Source organism: Xenorhabdus sp. NBAII XenSa04, from assembly GCF_963866145.1.
Taxonomy (GTDB): Bacteria; Pseudomonadota; Gammaproteobacteria; order Enterobacterales; family Enterobacteriaceae; genus Xenorhabdus; species Xenorhabdus indica.
In genome coordinates, this window is record NZ_CAWMEB010000057.1 from 50,946 (window position 1) to 74,240 (window position 23,295).

Sequence of the window (23,295 nt, forward strand, 5' to 3'; positions counted from 1 at the left end):
AACGGCACCCGAAGGTGCCGTAGCAATTAAGTAATAACTTCTATCTTAGCTGTTGCTATAGATATTCACGCGGTCACGTAATTCTTTACCGGGTTTAAAGTGAGGAACGTATTTACCGTCCAGTTCGACTTTATCACCCGTTTTTGGATTACGACCCACACGCGGAGCTCGGTAGTGAAGAGAAAAGCTGCCGAACCCGCGAACTTCAATACGTTCACCGGAGGCCAGTGTTTCTGCCATATGATCAAGCATTTCTTTCACTGCATCTTCAACGGCTTTAGCCGGCATATGAGATTGTTGCTCAGCAAGTCTTTCAATTAATTCAGACTTGGTCATGGTACCTCCCTAAACTACCGTATTCGGGTAATATTATCGTATCCGAAAAATATTACCCGCCGTTATTGACTTAGATTATTCGCCTTTAGCTGCTTTGAAAGCTTCAGCCATTGCGTTGTTAGCAAAGTTCACATCTTCTTGCTTGTTCACAGAAGCGATAGCATCTTTTTCATCAGCTTCGTCTTTTGCACGAACAGACAGATTGATTACACGGTTTTTGCGGTCAACACCAACATATTTGGCTTCGATTTCATCGCCAACGTTCAGAACTTGAGTTGCATCTTCAACGCGGTCACGAGAAGCTTCTGATGCACGCAGGTAACCTTCAACGCCGTTAGCTAATTCAACTGTAGCACCTTTTGCGTCAACCGCAGTTACTTTACCATTAACAATAGTACCTTTCTTGTTTACAGACAGGTAGTTATTGAATGGATCTTCTGCCAGTTGCTTGATACCCAGAGAGATACGCTCACGCTCTGCATCTACTTGCAGAACTACAGCAGCAATTTCGTCGCCTTTTTTGTATTCACGAACTGCTTCTTCACCTGCAACGTTCCAGGAGATGTCAGACAGGTGAACCAGACCGTCGATACCGCCGTCTAAACCGATGAAGATACCAAAATCAGTGATTGACTTAATTTTACCTTCAACACGGTCGTTTTTGTTGTGAGTTTCAGCAAATTGCTGCCAAGGGTTAGCTTTACACTGTTTCAGACCCAGGGAGATACGACGACGTTCTTCATCGATATCCAGAACCATAACTTCCACAACATCACCAACGTTAACAACTTTAGATGGGTGGATGTTTTTGTTAGTCCAATCCATTTCTGAAACGTGTACCAGACCTTCAACGCCTTCTTCGATTTCAACGAAGCAGCCGTAGTCAGTCAGGTTAGTTACGCGACCAGTCAGTTTAGTACTTTCTGGATAACGTTTAGCGATTGCTACCCATGGATCTTCACCCAATTGTTTCAGACCCAGAGATACGCGAGTACGCTCACGATCGAACTTCAGTACCTTAACTGTGATTTCATCGCCCACATTGACGATTTCGCTTGGGTGTTTAACACGTTTCCAAGCCATATCAGTAATGTGCAGCAGGCCATCAACACCGCCCAGATCAACGAATGCACCGTAGTCAGTCAGGTTCTTAACGATACCTTTAACTTCCATGCCTTCTTGCAAGTTTTCCAGCAATTGATCACGCTCTGCGCTGTTTTCAGATTCAATAACAGCACGACGGGAAACAACTACGTTGTTGCGTTTTTGATCCAGCTTGATGACTTTGAACTCAAGCTCTTTGCCTTCAAGGTGAGCAGTATCACGAACTGGGCGAACATCAACCAGTGAACCTGGCAGGAACGCACGGATACCGTTCAGTTCTACAGTGAAGCCGCCTTTTACTTTACCGTTGATAATACCGGTAACCGTTTCAGCTTCTTCGTATGCTTTTTCCAGCATCAGCCATGCTTCGTGACGTTTCGCTTTTTCACGGGACAGGATAGTTTCACCGAAACCATCTTCTACCGCATCCAGAGCTACGTCAATTTCATCGCCAACTTGGATTTCCAGCTCGCCCTGAGCGTTTTTGAATTGCTCTACAGGAATAGCAGATTCTGATTTCAGACCTGCGTCAACCAATACAACGTCTTTATCGATAGCAACAACAACGCCACGTACGATTGCACCTGGACGAGTTTCGATAGCCTGTAGGGATTCTTCAAAGAGTTGAGCAAAAGATTCTGTCATTTTAATGATCTTCAAGGTTTTAAATTAACGTCCATCTAGCATCCAGCCGAATGGGGTTGTTTTACATACCCCGCAACATTCCTTGTTACAAGGTGTTTTGGCATGCCAGTATATTTTACTACCCACATACCAGAATTCTATATACATCGTCTTGATGTGCAGTTGCAATAGTATAATATGCCAAAAGAGGCAATCTAAACAGGTAATGTTAACGTATTTCTCGCATAACTCAGTGCCTTACCGATCACTTCTTCAATAGACATATTAGTCGAATTTAAGATCAATGCATCCTGTGCAGGCACTAGTGGTGCAACTGCCCGATTACGGTCGCGGAAATCCCGCTCTTGTATCTCGGACAAAAGGCTTTCAAAGTTAACACTAAAACCTTTTTCCTGCAACTGCAACATACGCCTGCGAGCACGTTCTTCCGCACTGGCATCAAGAAAAATCTTTACTGGTGCATCAGGGAAGACGACAGTTCCCATATCACGACCATCAGCAATCAAGCCCGGAGCAACACGAAAAGCCCGTTGACGGCGTAGCAATGCTTCACGGACACGCGGGAAAGTTGCCGCCTGAGAAGCGGTATTACCCACAGTTTCTGTGCGGATTTCATTACTGACATCTTCACCTTCAAGAATCACTCTGAGCTTACCATTTGCAGGAACAAAACGAACATCCAGATTTGCAGCCAGAGGAACCAGTGAGTCTTCAGACTGGATATTCACTTGATGGTGGATGGCTGCTAGTGCCAATACACGATAAATGGCCCCTGAATCAAGTAATTGCCAATCCAATGCTTCAGCCAGTGCCTGACATAATGTTCCCTTGCCTGCACCACTTGGCCCGTCAACGGTGATTACCGGGGCTATTGCTGTCATTCATTTTCCTCCTTTTTGGCTTTGCATAGCGCTTTCAGCATTGCTTTCCGACATAACAAACGGATTAACTACGAATGCAAAAAATTGCTCAATTAGCAATCAGTAAAATATGCCTTATTATACCTACTCGGAAGGTGAGTGGAATAAATACATCATAATTAATCAACAAATTTCGCCATGAATATATACTCTTTATTTCAGCCGCCATGATACGGCTCGAAATTATTGGGTATAGCTGATGGATTCAAGTTGTTTGAAATAATCGGGGAATGTTTTCGCTGTACAGCCAGGATCAAGGATAGTCACTGGGGTATCCGAAAAAGCAACCAATGAAAAACACATCGCAACGCGATGATCGTTATAGGTTTCAATTTCAGCAAACTTCAGTTTTTCCGGTGGAACAATGCGTATGTAATCATGTCCTTCTTCTACTTCAGCACCAACTTTACGCAGCTCAGTCGCCATAGCATTAAGACGATCGGTTTCTTTTACCCGCCAGTTATAAATATTACGAATAGTGGTTTCACCTTTGGCAAATAGTGCAGTTGTCGCGATAGTCATAGCAGCATCAGGAATCGCATTCATATCCATATCAATGCCAATCAATGCGCCACGTTCGCATTCTACAAAATCATTCCCCCAACGTATGGTCGCGCCCATTTTCTCCAACACATTTGCGAATTTCGTATCACCCTGCAAACTGTTTTTGCCAATACCTGTAACGCGAACTGTGCCACCTCTAATCGCAGCAGCGGCAAGAAAATAAGATGCAGATGAAGCATCACCTTCAACCAGATAATGCCCCGGTGATTGGTATTGCCGTTGTCCCTTAATACGAAAGACTTGATATTGTTCGTTTTCCACTGCCACACCAAAACTGTTCATCAATGCCAGTGTAATATCGATATAAGGTTTAGAAACCAGATCTCCTTGAATATGAATTTCGGTGTCATTCAACGCCAAAGGTGCTGCCATCAATAAAGCGGTCAGAAATTGACTGGAAACACTGCCATCTACAACAACTTTTCCACCAAGAAAACCGCCTTTGATACGTAATGGAGGGTAATTTTCTTGTTCAAGATAATCTATTTGAGCCCCGCCTTGACGTAAGGCATCCACTAAATGGCCGATGGGACGTTCTTTCATTCGTGGTTCACCCGTCAGAATAACATCGTTATGTCCCAGACATAATGCAGCAGCCAGTGGGCGCATCGCTGTTCCTGCGTTCCCCAAGAATAGTTCCAGTCCATTTTTACCAGTTATAATTCCACCAATGCCATCCACTTCACAGGCAGTTCTATCATCTGATAAACGATAGGAAATACCCAATTCTGTCAATGCATTAAGCATATGGTAAATATCATCACTATCTAATAAATTGGTCAGATAAGTTGTCCCTTTAGCGAAAGCAGCAAGTAATAATGCACGGTTGGAAACACTTTTGGAACCGGGTAAATTAATAGTTCCATTAATGCAGGATATAGGTTGTAACGTCAGGGATTGCATAAACAGCGGGCTCTCCGATTGGTAACATAATGTATTTTTAATTGATGAGATAGATTCATATCGGGAGGTTTTATTCCTCCCGACCCGATAATAAAATTATTATGCGTTGCGGCGCTCAAAATCTGCCATAAATTCGACCAATGCCTGAACACCTTCATACGGCATCGCGTTATAGATTGAAGCTCTGGCTCCGCCGGCGACTTTATGCCCTTTCAAAGCGTGTAATCCTTGTGAATAGGCTTCTTCCAGAAATTTTCCATCCAGAGCCGGATTTGCCAACTGGAATGGCACATTCATGATAGAGCGGTTTTGCGGTGCGACACGGTTGATATACAGGCTACTGTTATCAATAGCCTGATACAGGCTTTCAGCTTTTGCATAATTCCGTTTTTTGATCTCCTGCAAACCACCTTGTTCTTTCAACCACTTGAATACCATACCAGAGAGATACCATGCAAATGTTGGTGGCGTGTTATACATAGAATCATAATTAGCCTGTACGGTATAGTCCAGAATGGAAGGGGTGTGCTGATGCGCTTTACCCAACAAATCTTCACGGATAATCACAGCCGTAATCCCTGCCGGCCCGATATTTTTCTGGGCACCTGCATAAATGACACCATAACGGCTCACATCAATTGGTGCAGAAAGAATGGTTGAAGAATAATCGGCAACTACAATCTTATCATCGCCAAAATCCGGCTCTTCAAAAATGGCAATGCCATCAATAGTTTCATTAGGGCAATAATGAACATAAGCAGCATCCCGATTTAAAGCCCATTCACTCATTGGCTTCACACTTTTAATGCCATCTGTTTCAGTTAGAATATTAATAACATTAGGTGTACAATATTTTTCTGCGTCTTTAGCCGCACTTTCAGCCCAATAACCGCCAACGATATAATCTGCTGACGTTTTATTGCCAAGTAAATTCAATGGCAATGCTGAAAACTGACCACGGGCACCACCATGGCAAAATAACACCTTATAATTATCAGGTATCGATAATAAATCCCGGAGATCTTTTTCTGCTTCAGCCGCAACAGAGACAAATTCTTTGCTGCGATGACTGATCTCCATAACCGACGTTCCCAGTCCATGCCAGTTGCAAAGTTCTTGTTCCGCACGACGTAATACTTCTGCTGGCAACATAGCTGGGCCAGCACTGAAATTATATACCTGACTCATTAACCCACCCTATCATTATGGATACAATAAAAATCGGACGTACTGGTTTTATCACTCCCGCTTTGCCTCTGCAATGGTTATTACCAGATTCTTTTAACTTGCGGTTAGGCCATGCTGTTTGTAAGATATTAATCCACCCAATAAAAAACTAATTATCTCCGACTAATAATTAATTCAGCTTTCATTATTTGAATTCATATTATTTAATAAAAACATGAATATCAAATTATGTGTAATACATTTCAAAGCCATTCAGCGTAAATTATTTATCAACTATTGATACAGCAAATAAAATAACAACCCCCTGTTATATAAATAAAGAAAAACCCTTAATCATTTGCGAAAGGAATAACAAGGATTCACACAATGATAAATACCACCCCCTATAATTTCGAAAGTAAATCAATATCTCCTACTGACTATGATATGATTAATCTTCTTATACAAAAAACCTCAGAAAACCCTGACCACCATGCAATAATTACAGAAGAACGCATAATCAGTTACCAAGAATTAATCTATCAAGCACGATCATTGGCATTTCACTTATATAATCTGGGTGTGAAATATGAAACTCCCGTCGCTATTTTATTGGAACCTGGAATTGAACAAATCATTAGTCAAGTTGCCATTCTAATGGTAGGTGGAAGTTGTGTTCCTCTCGATCCTGCCGTGCCTGATAACAGGTTATGCTTTATGTTACAAGACTTACAAATAAATCTGACATTAACAACTCACCAATATCAAGATCGCACCTTACCAACAGATTTCGTTATTATTAATCAAGATATACTGGAAGTTTCAAAGACTGAAGATCTTCCTAATATTCATAGAGGAAAAAACCATCGCTCCCATATTTTATTCACTTCCGGAACGACTGGAACCCCCAAAGCAGTTGAAATTGAAGCTCGCGGTATTCTACGTTTCATTGTTAATCCAACTCATATCAATTTAACTGCTACTGATATAATAGCCTCTGTTTGTAATACTACATTTGATGTTTATCTGTTCGAAATCTGGGTAACTTTATTAAATGGAGCTTCAATAGTTATTATTCCAAGAAAAATAATTATTGATCCTTATTTATTTAAAACCACATTAGAAAAGTTCTCTGTGAGCTGTCTGATTATGACGGCCACGTTATTCCACTTAACTGCTCAAACATATCCTCAAGCATTTCGTCAATTACGTTACCTTCTCATAGGTGGTGAAACACTCAATTCACATATTTTACGCCAAGTTTTACAATTCAACCCTCCCCAACATTTCATAAACTGCTATGGCCCCACTGAAAGTGTCATCATGGCCCTAACCTATGAAGCCACATTAGACGAATTAACAGAAGACAATGTACCAATAGGAAGGCCAATTGCTAATGCTGATATCTATATTTTGGATGACCAACAACAACCTGTTGCGCCAAATCAAATAGGTGAGATATATCTTGCAGGCGAGGGGTTAGCCCGTGGTTATTGGAATCGTCCAGAAATTAATGCTCAACGTTTCATGATGATTGACGTTGGGAAAAATAACCAATTAAAAAGAATATATAGAACTGGTGATTTAGGCTGGCAACGTTCTGATGGTGTTTATATGTATGCAGGGCGGATAGATAATCAGATAAAAATACGCGGGCATCGTATCGAAACTGAAGAGGTAGAAACTCAACTATTGAAAAGTCAACTACTACAATCAGCGGCTGTATGCGTCGTAAAAAAAGAGAATACAGAACCCTACTCAATTGCTTTTATCGTTCCTAAAGAACCGGAGGCTTTCTCCAAACAAACACTCACTCAATGGGCAAGTCATCATTTACCTGGCTATATGCATCCCCGGCTTGTCGTTGTTGAACATATTCCTCTTACCCAAAATGGTAAAATGGATAGAGCTCGTTTGCTAGCAGAATATTCGAAGAATCAAAAACAACAATTTCTGTCTCAACTAAATACTAAAATGAGCGAAGAGGAATTGATCGTTTTAAATATTTGGAGTCAAGTCTTAGATAATTACGATATTACGTTAGATAGCGATTTTTTTCAGTCAGGAGGTAATTCATTACAAGCTGCCAGACTTATTATTGATATCGGGAATAAGATGCAGAGACGTTTACCTGTTCAGCTCTTATATGACTCACCCACGCCAAGAAAACTAGCAACAAGTTTACAACAAAACAAGAACGAGCTCACTGATATATGTGCTGTTATGCTTAAAGATAGCCAGCTTCCTTCCGATATCCAGCCGTTATCTCAACCACTTCAACCATGGCTGGATTCAAACTCAGGGCGAGTATTATTAACCGGTGCAACGGGATTCCTGGGAGCTTTTCTCCTACGTGATCTTTTGTTGCAAACTGAAATTAATAAAGTCACTTGCCTGGTACGTGCACATAATAATGAGGCTGCCTTGCTGAAAGTTAAGGAAAACCTGAATCAATATGGTCTATGGAAAGAAGAATTTCTCTCACGATTGCAAGTTATTGCCAGTGATATTGCAAAACCTCAATTTGCCCTGAGCCAACAAATTTATGAAAATCTATCTACAGAATGTGATGTTATTTTTCATTTAGCCGCGCATGTAAATTATTCGCAGCCTTATTCTATACATTACTCTAGCAATATTTTGGGAACACTAAATGTATTACGCTTTGCTGTCAGTAAGAAAATAAAACCTCTACACTATATGTCCACTATTGCTGTTTTTGGTCCTGTCGGGCTTTTCTCTACTGTACCCAGAATATATGAAGATGATGACATAACATCTTACTTGCCTGGATTAAAATATGATTCAGGATATACACAAAGTCAGTGGGTTGTTGAGCAAATAATATGGCAGGCCAGAGACAGAGGAATACCTCTTGCGGTATATCGCCCTGGTTTTATCATGGGAGATAGTTTGACTGGAGCAAGTAATCCTAACGATTTTATATCCAGGTTGGTCAAAGGCTGTATAATGATCAACGCTTATCCACTACTCGTTAATCAACGAAAAGAGTTCGTTCCAATTAATTATGTCAGCCAACTCTTACTTGATATTTCTCGCAATAATCGCAACCTGGGAAAAGCTTATCACTTAGTTTCACCTGACAATAAGCAATCTGTCGATTTAAAACCCTTTTTTGAAATACTTAATCAGTGTGGTTATCACCTCAAAGACATGCATTATTCTGAATGGCTAAAAAAATTAGAAACCGATCAAAAGCTGATAGATAACCCCCTGCTACCATTACTGCCCATGTTATCTGAAAAAGTTTATGGTGAGCTTACACGATGGGAGGTGTACGAAAATATGCCAGCATATGATGCAAAAAATACAGAATCAGCACTAGAGACATCCGTTACATATACATCAATGGATAGTGATCTTCTAAAGCGTTATCTTACTTACTGGAAAAAAATAGGTTTTTTATCATAGTGTAGAGTTTATATTTTATACAATACAGAAAGACGTTTTCAAACGTCTTTCTGCCTGGATCAGGAATTAATATTTAGAAAACATTTCCTGAATTTTTGCTGGATCAGAAGTTTCAGTCAGAGCCAGTTGCAGAAGAACACGAGCTTTCTGCGGGTTCAAACGTTCTGATGCTACAAAACCATATTTGCTGTCATTAACTTCAGCATTCTGAGTAGTGTAACCGAAAGGAATACGGCTAGAGCGAACAACTACAATGCCATCTTTAGCTGCTTGAGCCAGTGTGTCCAAAATGGATTTATAGATATTACCGTTACCTACGCCTGCACTGATAATTCCTTTATAACCATTTTCCACAAATGCTTTTGCTGGCAGATCAGAAGCATTCGAATAGTTATAAACGATACCTACTTTTGGCAATTGGTTCAGTTTGCTGACATCAAAAACAGCTTTATCAGATCTTACTGGTGCAACAGAGTAATAGTTAACTTTACCGTTATGAATAAAACCCTGTGACCCCGCATTTACTGCCTGAAATGCCTGAACTTCAGTGGTGCTCAATTTACTGATGTCACGACCATGAATAACCGAGTCATTCATAGCTAACAAGACACCACGGTTTGCGGAGTTTTTATCTGCTGCTACAGCTACTGCATTATAGAGGTTCAATGGACCGTCAGCACCCAAAGCAGTGGATGGACGCATTGCACCAACCATTACAATTGGTTTACGGCACTGAGTCGTCAGATCAAGGAAGTAAGCGGTTTCTTCCATAGTGTCGGTACCGTGAGTGATTACAAAACCATCAGTTTTATCACAATCAGCATTGATTTTTTTCGCCAGAGTCAGCCAAACTTGATCGTTCATGTCCTGTGAACCAATGCTAACAACCTGCTCCCCTTTCAGATCAGCAATATTTTTGATAGCAGGAACAGCATTTAGCAATGAATCTATACCTACTTTACCCGCAGTATAACTGGACTGAGTTGCAGATTCACCACCCCCAGCGATTGTCCCCCCCGTCGCCAACACAGTAATGTTTGGCAAAGCAAACGCAGAACCACTGACTAAAGCCAGAAAACTAGCCGTTGCTGTTTTTTTGATCTTTTTCATTATTCAACCTTTTGTAAAAAAAGCTATTTTAGTATGTATAAGAGAAATAAATAAACTCTAATTAACAATAATTTTTGGAATTAAATAGAGGAGACAAAAAAAACTCCGTATGATATGCAATTCTTAACAGAAATCGAAGTGAATAAACGATGACGCAAACCTATATCCCAGGCAAAGATGCCGCACTGGAAGATTCAATTAATAAATTCCAGCATAAACTGAACTCTCTCGGCTTTAATATTGAAGAAGCCTCATGGCTAAATCCTGTTCCGAATGTCTGGTCAGTGCATATCCGCGATCGCGATTGTCCATTGTGTTTTACTAACGGCAAGGGAGCCAGTAAAAAAGCAGCATTAGCCTCTGCATTAGGTGAATACTTTGAGCGTCTATCAACAAATTATTTTTTCGCTGATTTTTATCTCGGAAGTCCGATTGCCAAAAGCGGATTTGTTCATTATCCAAACGAAAAGTGGTTCCCTCTGCCGGAAGATGATTCTTTGCCAGAAGGTATTCTGGACGAACATTTGCACCGTTTTTACAATCCTGCTAACGAACTTTATGGCAGTCAGTTGATTGATTTGCAATCCGGTAATGAAGAACGTGGGATCTGCGCATTGCCATTCACTCGTCAGTCCGATAATAAAACCGTTTATATTCCAATGAATATCGTTGGGAATCTGTATGTTTCAAACGGTATGTCAGCAGGTAATACCGTAAACGAAGCTCGTGTTCAGGGGCTATCCGAAGTATTCGAACGCTATGTGAAAAACCGCATTATCGCAGAATGCATTAGTTTGCCAGAAATTCCTCAAGTTGTGATGGATCGCTACCCCGGTGTTGTTGCATCAGTCAATAAATTGCAGGAAGAAGGTTTCCCACTCTATTGCTATGATGCTTCTCTGGGCGGTCAATTCCCGGTGATCTGCGTTGTACTGTTCAACCCCAATAACGGCACATGTTTTGCCTCTTTTGGTGCTCACCCTGATTTCGGTGTTGCGTTAGAACGTACCGTAACAGAACTTTTACAAGGTCGCAGTCTGAAAGATCTTGATGTCTTTACACCACCAAGTTTCGATGATGAAGAAGTTTCTGAACACACAAATTTGGAAACTCACTTTATTGATTCAAGCGGCGCAATTAGTTGGGATTTGTTCAAACAAGATGCTGATTATGAATTTGCCGACTGGGATTTCAGCGGTACAACAGAAGAAGAATTCGCAACTTTGATGGGCATTTTCAATTCGCTTGATGCAGAAGTTTATATTGCTGATTATGAACATCTTAGTGTTTATGCCTGCCGCATTCTGGTGCCGGGTATGTCAGATATTTACCCGGTTGAAGATCTGTACATTGCCAACAATACGATGGGAATTCACTTGCGTGACACGATTCTGTCCTTGCCGGATAGCCAGTGGCAACCGGAAGAATACCTTGCCTTCCTTGAACAAATAGATGAAGAAGGGCTGGATGATTTTACCCGCGTTCGTGAATTATTAGGAATTGCAGCAGGAAAAGATAACGGCTGGAGCAACTTGCGTATTGGTGAGCTGAAATCCATGTTGGCACTGGCAGGTAATGATCTGGAGCAAGCTCTGATATGGGTTGAATGGACACAAGATTTCAATTCTTCTGTCTTTACAGCAGAAAGGACAAATTATTATCGCTGCCTGCATACCCTATTATTGCTTACCCAAGAAGAAGATCGTGATCCAGACCAGTATCATCAGGCTTTTGTCAAAATGTACGGTCAGAAAGCGGTAGATGCTGCATCTTCAGCCATTGATGGGAAAAACTGTTTCTACGGATTATGGTCTGTCGATTCAGAATTAAAAGCATTACCAGCCCATCAAGCATTATTGAATGCTTATGAAAAATTACAAAAAGCCAAACGGGATTTTTGGATAAATAAGCAGGGATAAACAACCTGTTAAATTAAAGTTATTTTTGGGCAAAATTAAAACTCAGGTTAAATTAAATTTATTTTCAAATAACAAATAAATGACAATTTAACCTGTTATTTCACTTTTTCTGTATTTTTCTCAAATCCCTTCAATATAAAATATTTTTATAATTTTTAAAAAATATTTTATATATAAAAATCAACAAACTAACCCAAAAAAAGGCTGTTTTAACAGCTATAATTCACCAGAATTTCTATTTAACATGATCCATATCAAATTTAGGTCAATGCCCGTTTGTTACTATCATTACGTGCTATAATTAACTAATAATAAAGTGAGTGTTAGTATGAAAACTGACAACCCTTTTAATTTATATCCACCTGCTATAATGGCACAAATTGCTGATGATAGCGGTGTATATAAAGTCAATAAACATCTCGCAGTAACTTATTTATCAGCAATCATGGCTGGTGTATTTATTTCCATTGCTTTCGTCTTTTATATTACGGCTACAACAGGAACTTTTTCTATTCCTTATGGTTTAGCTAAATTGACCGGTGGTATCTGTTTCTCCCTGGGTTTAATGTTAATAATAATATTTGGTGTCGATCTCTTCACTTCCACAGTATTAACTATTGTTTCAAAAGCAACAAGCCGTATTACCTGGTCACAAATGCTCAAAAACTGGATTAACGTTTATATCGGTAATCTGATGGGCGCTTTATTTTTTGTCACTTTAATGTGGCATTCAGGCCAATATACCGCCGCCAATGGTTTCTGGGGCCTGAACGTATTACAGGTAGCCGATCATAAAATGCATCATACCTTTATTGAGGCACTATGCTTAGGCATTTTAGCTAATCTGATGGTATGCCTTGCTGTCTGGATGAGTTATGCAGGCCGCAGTCTTATTGATAAATTATTTGCACTAATTCTGCCCATTAGCATGTTCGTCGCAAGCGGCTTTGAACACAGCATTGCTAACATGTTTCTGATCCCTTTTGGAATTGTTATTAAAGAATTCGCTCCCGCTGAATTCTGGGAAAAAGTAGGAACAACACCGGAGCAATTTCCCCAACTGACAGTCTCAAATTTTATTACTGATAACCTGTTACCAGTTACGATTGGTAACATCATTGGTGGTTCGATATTGGTTGGGTTGACTTATTGGTTCATTTATTTACGTGGTAGCCGCTGACATTAATTTGCTTCCACACCAAATTTCCAAGTTCTACGGTTAAAAGGTAAAAGTATCATGTCCGAGTTAAATGAAAAATTCTTTGTAGCATGGCAAAGCTTTAACGAAGGTAGCTGGCAGAATGAAGTCAATGTTCGTGACTTCATTCAGAAAAACTACACGCCATATGAAGGTGATGAATCATTTCTTGCAGGCGCCACAAAAGCGACGGATATTTTGTGGGAAATGGTCATGGAAGGTATCAAAATCGAAAACCGCACTCATGCTCCGGTTGATTTTGATACTCACGTTGCGTCTACAATTACCTCTCATGATGCTGGTTATATTGAAAAAGATCTGGAACAAATCGTTGGTCTGCAAACTGAAGCGCCACTGAAACGTGCCATTATTCCATTTGGTGGGATTAAAATGGTTGAAGGCTCTTGCAAAGCATACAACCGAGAGCTGGATCCGAAACTGAAACAAATTTTTACTGAATATCGCAAAACCCATAATCAGGGGGTATTCGATGTTTATACGCCTGATATTCTGAAATGCCGTAAATCCGGTGTACTAACTGGTTTACCTGATGCTTATGGCCGCGGTCGTATTATCGGTGATTATCGTCGTGTTGCACTATACGGTATTGATTTCCTGCGGGATGAAAAGTATGCACAATTCACCTCATTGCAGGAAAAATTGGAAAATGGCGAAGATCTGGAAGCAACTATTCGTCTGCGTGAAGAGATTTCAGAACAGCACCATGCTCTTGGTCAAATTAAAGCAATGGCTGCTAAATATGGCTACGATATTTCCGGCCCTGCGACCACAGCCAGGGAAGCTGTACAGTGGACTTATTTTGCCTATCTGGCTGCTGTAAAATCTCAAAATGGTGCTGCAATGTCCTTCGGCCGTGTATCCAGCTTTCTGGATATCTACATTGAGCGTGACCTGCAAGCGGGCAAATTGACTGAACAAGAAGCGCAAGAGCTGATAGACCATTTGGTGATGAAGCTGCGTATGGTTCGTTTCCTGCGTACTCCGGAATACGACGAGTTGTTCTCCGGTGACCCGATTTGGGCTACTGAATCAATAGCTGGCATGGGGCTGGATGGCCGTACCCTTGTTACCAAAAACAGTTATCGTTTCCTGAATACGCTGTACACAATGGGGCCATCTCCGGAGCCCAACATGACCATTCTGTGGTCTGAAAAATTACCAGCTAACTTTAAAAAATACGCAGCAAAAGTGTCTATCGATACTTCATCCTTACAGTATGAAAATGATGATCTGATGCGTCCCGATTTCAACAGTGATGATTACGCCATTGCATGTTGCGTCAGCCCAATGGTTGTTGGTAAACAAATGCAGTTCTTCGGTGCCCGTGCAAATCTGGCGAAAACCATGTTGTATGCGATCAATGGTGGTGTAGATGAAAAACTGAAAATGCAAGTTGGCCCGAAAGAAGCCCCCATGAAAGATGATGTTTTGGATTACGACAAAGTCATCGAACGCATGGATCACTTTATGGACTGGCTGGCAAAACAGTACGTTACAGCGCTAAATATCATCCACTACATGCATGATAAATACAGCTATGAAGCCGCCTTAATGGCACTGCATGATCGAGATGTTCACCGTACTATGGCATGCGGTATCGCAGGTTTGTCTGTAGCGGCAGATTCTCTGTCCGCGATCAAATATGCAAAAGTATCACCAATCCGTGATGAGAATGGCCTGGCGATTGATTTCAAAATCGAAGGTGAATATCCCCAGTTTGGTAATAATGATACTCGTGTTGATGATATTGCCTGCGATTTAGTTGAACGTTTCATGAAGAAAATTCAGAAATTGCAGACCTATCGTAATGCAGTACCAACTCAGTCTGTATTAACCATTACCTCTAACGTTGTTTATGGTAAAAAAACGGGTAACACACCTGATGGCCGTCGTGCAGGTACCCCATTTGGTCCGGGCGCTAACCCAATGCACGGTCGTGACCAAAAAGGCGCGGTGGCTTCACTGACCTCAGTTGCTAAACTACCATTTGCTTACGCGAAGGATGGTATCTCTTATACCTTCTCCATCGTACCTAATGCTCTGGGTAAAAATGACGAAGCACGCAAAACGAATCTGGCGGCTCTGATGGATGGCTACTTCCATCATGAAACCGATATTGAGGATGGTCAACACCTAAATGTTAACGTAATGAATCGTGAAATGTTAATGGATGCAATGGAAAATCCTGAAAAATATCCTCAGTTGACGATCCGTGTATCTGGCTATGCGGTACGCTTTAATTCCCTGACTAAGGAACAACAACAGGATGTAATTACGCGTACATTTACGCAAACAATGTAAATATTTATTTGTATTAGTCGCATCGTGTTACTTCAAAAATGCCATAATTTTCTCATCAGGCAAAATGGCATACACTTCAAAGCCCCTGTACAATCGGGGGCCTTTACTCTCTCAGCATCCAATCAGTTTCTGGAGAAACCCTTTCATGTCCGTACTTGGCCGTATCCACTCTTTTGAATCCTGCGGAACCATTGATGGCCCTGGTATCCGTTTTATCACGTTTTTCCAAGGCTGCCTGATGCGTTGTCTTTATTGTCATAATCGTGATACATGGGATACGCACTGTGGCAAAACGGTAACTGTCGAAGAACTTATCAAGGAAGTAACAACTTATCGCCATTTCATGAATGCCTCAGGCGGCGGAGTCACAGCATCAGGTGGAGAAGCAATCCTTCAAGCTGAATTTGTCCGTGATTGGTTCAGAGCTTGCCATGCAGAAGGTATTCACACTTGTTTAGATACCAATGGCTTTGTTCGCCGCTATGAACCAGTAATTGATGAGCTGCTGGATGATACCGATTTAGTGATGCTGGACCTAAAACAACTTGACGATGATATTCACCGAGAACTGGTCGGTGTTTCCAATCATCGAACGCTCGAATTTGCCCATTATCTGGCAAAACGCAATCAAAAAACATGGATCCGCTATGTAGTTGTACCCGGTTGGTCAGATGATGATAAATCTGTCCACATGTTGGGAGAATTCACCAGAGATATGAAGAATATCGAGAAAATTGAATTATTGCCTTATCATGAGCTTGGAAAGCATAAATGGATTGCCATGGGTGAAGAATACAAACTGGAAGAGGTAAAACCACCTTCTAATGAGACCATGGAGCGCGTGCAACGAATCCTGACTAGTTACGGACATCATGTAATTTATTGAATCCAATATTCTTCAACAGCCTCAAAAGAAATCATCACAAATCGCAACTGGTTCAATAATAAATTGCAGCCAGTTTTGCGCTAAAAAATCATTTTATTTCACTCAATAACTATTGGATTATTAATAAATTACATCCACGTCATAAATACATTAACTAAAAAAGTATTAAAACAAGCTCATTTAACAATATGATAAAAAATCATTTCCTGATGATATACCATTTAAAGTACAAGGCGATTTCATTGATTGCTTATAAAAGGAAAATTAATTTCAGTTAGTGCAAAAGAAAAATTTCAAATATAAGCAAAATCATTTGGCAATATAAGAAAGAATTTGCGCATTAATCTCTTAATAAGACCAACAATTAATCCTTGTTGATTAATAATTTTCATGAAATAATCCCTTCTACTTTACCCAAAAACTCTGTTCCGGGATGGATATAGATAAAATTTAATTTGGCAATTACTATTCAACCAGATAAAGCGGAAAAAAATGAATAATCAAGATATTAATTTCAATTCCAGGGAAAAAAGCATATCCCTAACTAAAGAAAAAGAGGTATTCATTCGTGAAGGGCAGGCTGTTGGAGCAGGAGCAGCAACAGAATGGATCAGTAATGCCTGGCAAATATTCAAAGCAAACCCAATGCAATGGATACTATTGACATTAATCTATATAGTTATCATGGCAGGCTTGAATTTTATTCCATTCCTAAATTTAGTATCTTTTCTATTTGGTTCAGTATTTGTTGCCGGTTTTATCGCTGCTGCTGAAAAAAAAAGAACCACCGGTAATTTTGAAATAGAATTATTATTCTATGGATTTAAAGATAAATTAGGTACACTGGTTGCTGTTGGTGCACTTTACTTAGGCATCTATGCACTTGGGGTCATCGCGGCTGTCCTTGTGGCAGGCTTTGGTATAGTAGAACTGTTTTTGGCCTCTCAATATGGGGATCCAAATCCAGCACTATTAATGGATAGCATTTCTTCTTTTATAGGGGCAATCTTTGTCTTCTGTATTTTTAGCTTAGTCGCCCTTGCATTTATTTGGTTTGCTCCTGCATTGATTATCATTAATGATATGAAATTTGGTGAAGCCGTCTCAATGAGCCTGAATGCTGTGAAGAAAAACCTACTCGGTGGTTTTCTGTTTTTCCTGCTAATGGGAATTCTGATAGTGACTTCCATGATACCCTTATTGTTGGGCCTGATTATAACTATCCCTATGAATTTTATTACTTATTATACAACATACCGCAGTATTTTTTATACATCAAAAGGCAACAGCAGCGAAGAACAAAAATCCAGTTTGATCATCTAATAAATACTGCATAAAAATAAATAAAAGTGCTGAATATCAAAGTCAGCACTTTGTTAATAACCTGCATTATCTGAATTATTACCTAATAAATAGAAACAGTAGATAATAAAAATATCATTCTTAATGTAAAAGAAAAAAATTTCTTCGCAGTCGCTGGAAAACAGAGAACCATAGGTGATTTTAAAATAAGCTTGCTGCTCACTGGATTTAATAAATTAGGTTCTATGTAAAGCAGAGCCTGTACTTCTGATTAGTAATTTTTCTTTTATACATCTTATCATTCTTATTTTCAGTATTTTCATTTTTACAATCAGTTCTATACCCAATGGATTTCAAGTTGCGTCGCGGCGGCAAGGGAACGCATCTTATAGGCAGGATAAAACATAAATTATTGTTGATAAAAAAAGCGCCTGATATGGCGCTTTTTATTAAAGATAAAAGGTATTAGCCAATATATTCCAGCCCTTTCATATAAGGACGCAATATTTCTGGAACTTCAATACGGCCATCTGCCTGCTGATAGTTTTCCATTACAGCAACCAGTGTACGCCCTACAGCCAAGCCTGAGCCATTCAGTGTATGCACTAACTGGTTTTTTTTGTCATCTTTACTGCGGAAACGGGCCTGCATACGACGAGCCTGAAAATCCCACATATTAGAACAAGATGAAATTTCACGATAAGTATTCTGAGCAGGTAACCAAACTTCCAAATCGTAGGTTTTTCTTGCACTCGCACCCATATCTCCGGTACACAGCAACATCTTACGGTAAGGTAATTTCAGTAACTGCAATACTTTTTCTGCATGCCCTGTCAGCTCTTCCAACGCTTCCATGGATTTCTCAGGGTGAGCAATTTGAACCAGCTCAATTTTATCAAACTGGTGCATACGGATCAGACCACGAGTATCGCGGCCGTAAGAACCCGCTTCTGAACGGAAGCAAGGTGTATGTGCTGTCATTCTCAATGGAAGATCACTCTCATCCAGAATTTCACCGCGCACTAAGTTAGTCACAGGTACTTCCGCAGTTGGAATAAGTGCATAGTGACTACCAGAATCTTCTGCCAATGCTTTAGTGTGGAACAAATCTTCACCAAATTTAGGCAACTGGCCTGTACCGTACAGCGTGTCATGGTTAACCAGATAAGGCACATAAGTTTCCAGATAGCCATGTTGTTCAGTATGTAGATCCAGCATAAACTGCGCCAATGCACGATGCAGGCGGGCAATTTGCCCTTTCATCACAACAAAACGCGCACCTGTTAATTTCACTGCGGCGGCAAAATCAAGGCCGTCAGTTAACTCACCCAACGATACATGATCTTTCACTTCAAAATTATACTGACGTGGTTCACCCCAACGGCTGATTTCCACATTATCACTATCATCTTTTCCGTCAGGAGAAGAGTCATCAGGAATATTCGGCATGCCTAATGCAAGATCACGGATCTCAGCCTGTAATGCCTCTAATTCAGCTTTTGCTGAATCTAACTTTTCTCCCAATTGATTTACTTCCTGGCGCAATGGTTCAATATCTTCACCACGGGCTTTAGCTGCACCAATAGCCTTCGATCGGGAATTACGTTCTGCTTGCAGGGTTTCAGTTTCAACTTGTAAAACTTTACGGCGCTCTTCTTGTTTACGCACCGTCTCCACATCAAGGGCATAACCCCTGCGAGCCAGTTTTTCGGCGACTGCGTCTAGCTCGTTACGCAGCATATTTGGATCGAGCATGCTATTCCTGTGCTTGTTGTTGTTAAGAAACTAGTTGTTAAAAAATAGTATTGAGAAAAAAGTCACTAAAACAGTAGCAAAATCAGTCTTGATTCACCAACCTGATATAAATTCTTTACCATATGAACCTTACCGTATCAATGACATTAACGATAGCGTTTTATTGAGCTACTTTGGTCCTGTTCCATCAACCAGTTTAATTTCTCACTAATCTTACCTTCCAGCCCTCTGCTGGTCGGGTGATAATAACGAGTATGTTGCATCTCAGGTGGAAAATAAACTTCTCCCGCCGCATACGCATTGGGCTCATCATGGGCATAACGGTATTCTTCACCAAAACCCATTTCTTTCATCAAATTTGTTGGAGCATTACGCAGATGAGCAGGAACGTCATAATCCGATTTTTCTTGTGCATCTGCCATAGCTGCTTTAAATGCCGTGTAAACAGCATTACTTTTGGGGGCACAGGCAAGATAAACAATTGCCTGTGCAATTGCACGTTCTCCTTCTGCTGCACCAACACGGGTAAAACAATCCCATGCAGCAATTGCTACCTGCATTCCACGCGGATCAGCATTGCCTACATCTTCAGACGCTATTGCCAGTAAGCGGCGGGCAACATAAAGCGGATCTCCACCCGCGGTAATAATTCTGGCATACCAGTAAAGCGCAGCATCCGGTGAAGAACCCCGGATTGATTTATGCAAAGCAGATATTAAGTCGTAGTACCTATCACCTTGATTATCAAATCGTGCACTCCGCTCTCCGCTAACCTCTTTCAGTAACTCTGGGGTCAGGATACGTTGCCCTTGTGCATTGGCTTCCGCCATATCCGACATCATTTCCAGCAAGTTCAATGAACGACGTGCATCCCCTGCGACCAACTCAGCTACCATCTGACGAGTACCGTCCGGCAACACGATATTTTGCCCACCGAGGCCATGTTCTTTATCATTTATGGCTTGAATAAGCACTTGTTCTATTTCTGCTGGCGAAAGAGATTTCAATAAATAGACTCGCGCTCGTGATAACAGTGCTGAATTTAGTTCAAAAGAGGGGTTTTCAGTCGTGGCACCAATGAACGTGATGGTGCCATCTTCAATGTGCGGCAAAAAGGCATCTTGTTGGCTTTTGTTAAATCGGTGAACTTCATCGACAAACAAAATTGTTCTGCGCCCTGCATTGCGGTTCTGTCGTGCTTTTTCTATAGATTCACGTATCTCTTTGATACCAGATGTAACGGCAGAAATACGTTCAATATCTGCTTGCGCATAATAGCCGATAATTTCAGCCAGCGTCGTTTTCCCCGTGCCCGGCGGTCCCCACAAAATCATGGAGTGAAGATGACCTGCACGGATCGCCCTTGGCAGAGGTTTCCCCTTTGCCAATAGATGTTGCTGTCCAATATAACGATCCAGCGTAACTGGCCGCATTCTTGCAGCCAGTGGCTGAAACTCATTCTGTGAAAAATCGAGTGAAAGATTGTTCACTTAAACCTCACTGGCGCTGATCATCCAGCGTAACACCTTCTGGTAAAGTGAATTTGAATTTTGACGCATCTACGCTGGTATTCTGCTGCCCTTTCAACTGATAAGCGCTTTTCTGACCGTCTTGTTCCACTGCCGTAAATTTCTGAATAGTGCCATCAGGTGTCACTGTGATTGAAAAATGTTTCAGATTTCCATTGGCATTATTCGGCGTCAACTCAAAATTATTACCATTTTGTGTCACTCTGTATTGTTTCCAATCCGAGGGATCATTACGAGCAATCAACATAAACGGTGTATTGCCCGTAGCATCTTTCAGCCAATTAGCTGTTACTTGCTCAACAAAAGGATTGTAGAACCACAACGTTTTACCATCAGAAATCAAAGTACTTTCATCAGGCGATGTCATATGCCAATGAAACAAATTGGGACGTTTAACCCAAAGTTGCCCTTCACCATTTTGGATCGTTGAACCGTCACTGCTGGTAACAGTCTGAATAAAGTTCGCGTGAAAACTATTTACCTTACTCAATCGCCCCTGCAAACTTTGTGCAGCATCAGCCCATGCAGAACTCACGCTCATTCCCATCATCAGACAACCAATCAACATCAGTTTTTTCATGTGTGAGTACCTTCAATTCATATATTACCGGCATCACAATAACCGATGCCGAATTTAAAATGATGCTCAGTGTTCATGTGGCGGAGGTACTAAAACTTCACGATTACCATTATGACCAGGCGCACTGACAATTTGCTGAGCTTCCATCTGTTCTACAATTCGAGCTGCCCGGTTATAACCAATACGAAATTGACGTTGTACCCCGGAGATAGATACCCGGCGTTTTTCAATCACAAATTCAACGGCCTGATCAAACAAAGGATCCAGCTCTTCATCACTATCTAATCCCAATCCTCCTTCGCCATCGTCCCCCCCTTTAATAATATTATCAATGTATTGAGGGCGACCACGCGCTTTCCAGTCATTAACAACTTCATGGACTTCTTGATCACGCACGAAAGCACCGTGGACACGTACAGGAATCGAAGAGTTTGGTGCCAAATAAAGCATATCCCCCATACCAAGCAAGGATTCCGCTCCTCCCTGATCAAGAATGGTACGGGAATCAATTTTACTGGAAACAGTGAATGCAATTCGCGTAGGAATATTGGCCTTAATCAATCCTGTAATAATATCAACAGAAGGACGCTGTGTAGCCAGTACCAAGTGGATCCCCGCAGCACGCGCTTTCTGTGCCAAACGCGCAATTAACTCTTCCACTTTTTTCCCGACTGTCATCATTAAATCGGCAAACTCATCGACCATAACAACAATATAAGGCTCTTTTTTCAGTACAGGGTGTGCCACATCCATACTGTCACCCGGCTTCCAGAAGGGATCCGGGATTGGTCGGCCCATATTTTCAGCCTGTTTGATCTTATCGTTATAACCCGCGATATTGCGCACGCCTAAAGCTGACATCAATTTATAACGGCGTTCCATTTCATTGACACACCAACGCAGTGCATTGGCTGCGTCTTTCATATCAGTGACCACTTCTGTCAACAAATGCGGAATGCCTTCGTAAACAGATAACTCAAGCATTTTCGGGTCGATCATGATAAAACGAACATCTTCTGGTTTCGCTTTATACAAGATGCTGAGGATCATAGCATTAACGCCGACTGATTTTCCCGAACCTGTCGTCCCTGCCACCAACAAATGAGGCATTTTTCCTAAATCAGCAACAACAGGCTGACCAGCGATATCTTTTCCCAAAACGATAGTTAATGGTGACGGATTATCACGGAATTTTTCACAATCCAGCACTTCCCGCAAATAAACGGTCTGGCGTTTTTTATTCGGTAATTCCAAACCCACATAAGGTTTTCCTGGGATCACTTCAACAATACGAACTGCCACAGCCGAAAGTGAACGTGCAAGATCACGAGATAAATTGGAGATGCGGGAAGCTTTAACCCCAGGCGCTAAATCCAATTCAAAACGCGTGATTACAGGACCTGGAGAGAACCCAACAACATCCGCTTTAACACGATAATCATTCAGACGAGCTTCAATTAAACGCGAAGTTTGTTCCAGTACAAACATATCAATCGGTTCTTCTGCTGCTGGAGGTTCTGTCAGAAGATCTAAAGAAGGCATCGGTGTAGTCGGCTTAGGCAATGGCTGATCATTACGTACCAAAAATGGATGAAACAGGCTTGGTTGCTGCGGTTGCTGCGG

At 41.1% G+C, this 23,295-nt stretch carries 16 protein-coding genes; 6 read left to right on the forward strand and 10 right to left on the reverse strand.

All coding sequences use genetic code 11. From position 1 onward, the window contains the following. Positions 1 to 45: 45 nt before the first annotated feature. From ihfB to serC, 5 genes are all read right to left on the reverse strand, one after another. Positions 46 to 336, reverse strand: coding sequence for an integration host factor subunit beta (gene ihfB, locus AAC147_RS02915; RefSeq protein ID WP_038269281.1), 291 nt, complete (start codon positions 334 to 336; stop codon positions 46 to 48). Between the two features lie 75 nt (positions 337 to 411). Next, positions 412 to 2,085: a 30S ribosomal protein S1 gene (gene rpsA / locus AAC147_RS02920; RefSeq protein WP_047678930.1), complete on the reverse strand. Its 1,674-nt coding sequence runs from the start codon at positions 2,083 to 2,085 to the stop codon at positions 412 to 414. Between the two features lie 194 nt (positions 2,086 to 2,279). After that, positions 2,280 to 2,966 carry a (d)CMP kinase gene (cmk, locus tag AAC147_RS02925; RefSeq protein WP_047678932.1) on the reverse strand — a complete coding sequence of 229 codons (687 nt, stop codon included), beginning with the start codon at positions 2,964 to 2,966 and terminating at the stop codon, positions 2,280 to 2,282. 222 nt (positions 2,967 to 3,188) lie between these two features. Continuing rightward, positions 3,189 to 4,472, reverse strand: a complete 1,284-nt coding sequence (aroA, locus tag AAC147_RS02930; protein WP_047678934.1) for a 3-phosphoshikimate 1-carboxyvinyltransferase — start codon at positions 4,470 to 4,472, stop codon at positions 3,189 to 3,191. A 99-nt stretch (positions 4,473 to 4,571) separates the two neighbouring features. Then, on the reverse strand, positions 4,572 to 5,660 hold the full coding sequence (serC, locus tag AAC147_RS02935) for a 3-phosphoserine/phosphohydroxythreonine transaminase (protein WP_047678936.1): 1,089 nt from the start codon (positions 5,658 to 5,660) through the stop codon (positions 4,572 to 4,574). 366 nt (positions 5,661 to 6,026) lie between these two features. Here serC and AAC147_RS02940 point away from each other — a divergent pair, with 366 nt between their 5' ends. Then, complete coding sequence (locus AAC147_RS02940; RefSeq protein ID WP_047678938.1) at positions 6,027 to 9,071, forward strand: amino acid adenylation domain-containing protein; 3,045 nt, start codon at positions 6,027 to 6,029, stop codon at positions 9,069 to 9,071. A 66-nt stretch (positions 9,072 to 9,137) separates the two neighbouring features. Here AAC147_RS02940 and ansB read toward each other — a convergent pair whose 3' ends face one another. Further along, positions 9,138 to 10,181: an L-asparaginase 2 gene (gene ansB / locus AAC147_RS02945; protein WP_047678940.1), complete on the reverse strand. Its 1,044-nt coding sequence runs from the start codon at positions 10,179 to 10,181 to the stop codon at positions 9,138 to 9,140. Between the two features lie 149 nt (positions 10,182 to 10,330). On the opposite strand from ansB, the gene ycaO reads away from it, so the two are divergent. From ycaO to AAC147_RS02970, 5 genes are all read left to right on the forward strand, one after another. Continuing rightward, the gene (ycaO, locus tag AAC147_RS02950; RefSeq protein WP_047678942.1) at positions 10,331 to 12,100 is read left to right on the forward strand and encodes a 30S ribosomal protein S12 methylthiotransferase accessory factor YcaO; all 1,770 of its coding nucleotides are present in this window, start codon (positions 10,331 to 10,333) and stop codon (positions 12,098 to 12,100) included. A gap of 328 nt (positions 12,101 to 12,428) precedes the next feature. Next, a complete protein-coding gene (gene focA, locus AAC147_RS02955) occupies positions 12,429 to 13,280 on the forward strand; it encodes a formate transporter FocA (protein WP_047678944.1) in 852 nt (283 codons plus the stop codon). A 57-nt stretch (positions 13,281 to 13,337) separates the two neighbouring features. After that, positions 13,338 to 15,620, forward strand: coding sequence for a formate C-acetyltransferase (gene pflB / locus AAC147_RS02960; protein WP_047678946.1), 2,283 nt, complete (start codon positions 13,338 to 13,340; stop codon positions 15,618 to 15,620). A 145-nt stretch (positions 15,621 to 15,765) separates the two neighbouring features. Then, positions 15,766 to 16,506, forward strand: a complete 741-nt coding sequence (gene pflA / locus AAC147_RS02965; RefSeq protein ID WP_047678948.1) for a pyruvate formate lyase 1-activating protein — start codon at positions 15,766 to 15,768, stop codon at positions 16,504 to 16,506. 492 nt (positions 16,507 to 16,998) lie between these two features. Next, complete coding sequence (locus tag AAC147_RS02970; RefSeq protein ID WP_047678950.1) at positions 16,999 to 17,829, forward strand: BPSS1780 family membrane protein; 831 nt, start codon at positions 16,999 to 17,001, stop codon at positions 17,827 to 17,829. A gap of 444 nt (positions 17,830 to 18,273) precedes the next feature. Here the strand turns inward: AAC147_RS02970 and serS are convergent, their stop codons facing one another. From serS to AAC147_RS02990, 4 genes are all read right to left on the reverse strand, one after another. Further along, complete coding sequence (gene serS / locus AAC147_RS02975) at positions 18,274 to 19,563, reverse strand: serine--tRNA ligase (RefSeq protein WP_047678952.1); 1,290 nt, start codon at positions 19,561 to 19,563, stop codon at positions 18,274 to 18,276. Between the two features lie 146 nt (positions 19,564 to 19,709). Next, complete coding sequence (locus tag AAC147_RS02980; RefSeq protein ID WP_047678954.1) at positions 19,710 to 21,053, reverse strand: replication-associated recombination protein A; 1,344 nt, start codon at positions 21,051 to 21,053, stop codon at positions 19,710 to 19,712. 7 nt (positions 21,054 to 21,060) lie between these two features. After that, a complete protein-coding gene (gene lolA / locus AAC147_RS02985; RefSeq protein ID WP_047678956.1) occupies positions 21,061 to 21,672 on the reverse strand; it encodes an outer membrane lipoprotein chaperone LolA in 612 nt (203 codons plus the stop codon). 66 nt (positions 21,673 to 21,738) lie between these two features. Then, positions 21,739 to 23,295: DNA translocase FtsK (locus AAC147_RS02990; protein ID WP_047678958.1), on the reverse strand; the 1,557-nt coding region annotated here is incomplete at its 5' end.

Bases quoted from the DNA above. Each gene is read 5' to 3' on its own strand.
- ihfB (WP_038269281.1), bottom strand. From the start codon at position 336: ATGACCAAGTCTGAATTAATTGAAAGACTTGCTGAGCAACAATCTCAT.
- rpsA (WP_047678930.1), bottom strand. From the start codon at position 2,085: ATGACAGAATCTTTTGCTCAACTCTTTGAAGAATCCCTACAGGCTATC.
- cmk (WP_047678932.1), bottom strand. From the start codon at position 2,966: ATGACAGCAATAGCCCCGGTAATCACCGTTGACGGGCCAAGTGGTGCA.
- aroA (WP_047678934.1), bottom strand. From the start codon at position 4,472: ATGCAATCCCTGACGTTACAACCTATATCCTGCATTAATGGAACTATT.
- serC (WP_047678936.1), bottom strand. From the start codon at position 5,660: ATGAGTCAGGTATATAATTTCAGTGCTGGCCCAGCTATGTTGCCAGCA.
- AAC147_RS02940 (WP_047678938.1), top strand. From the start codon at position 6,027: ATGATAAATACCACCCCCTATAATTTCGAAAGTAAATCAATATCTCCT.
- ansB (WP_047678940.1), bottom strand. From the start codon at position 10,181: ATGAAAAAGATCAAAAAAACAGCAACGGCTAGTTTTCTGGCTTTAGTC.
- ycaO (WP_047678942.1), top strand. From the start codon at position 10,331: ATGACGCAAACCTATATCCCAGGCAAAGATGCCGCACTGGAAGATTCA.
- focA (WP_047678944.1), top strand. From the start codon at position 12,429: ATGAAAACTGACAACCCTTTTAATTTATATCCACCTGCTATAATGGCA.
- pflB (WP_047678946.1), top strand. From the start codon at position 13,338: ATGTCCGAGTTAAATGAAAAATTCTTTGTAGCATGGCAAAGCTTTAAC.
- pflA (WP_047678948.1), top strand. From the start codon at position 15,766: ATGTCCGTACTTGGCCGTATCCACTCTTTTGAATCCTGCGGAACCATT.
- AAC147_RS02970 (WP_047678950.1), top strand. From the start codon at position 16,999: ATGAATAATCAAGATATTAATTTCAATTCCAGGGAAAAAAGCATATCC.
- serS (WP_047678952.1), bottom strand. From the start codon at position 19,563: ATGCTCGATCCAAATATGCTGCGTAACGAGCTAGACGCAGTCGCCGAA.
- lolA (WP_047678956.1), bottom strand. From the start codon at position 21,672: ATGAAAAAACTGATGTTGATTGGTTGTCTGATGATGGGAATGAGCGTG.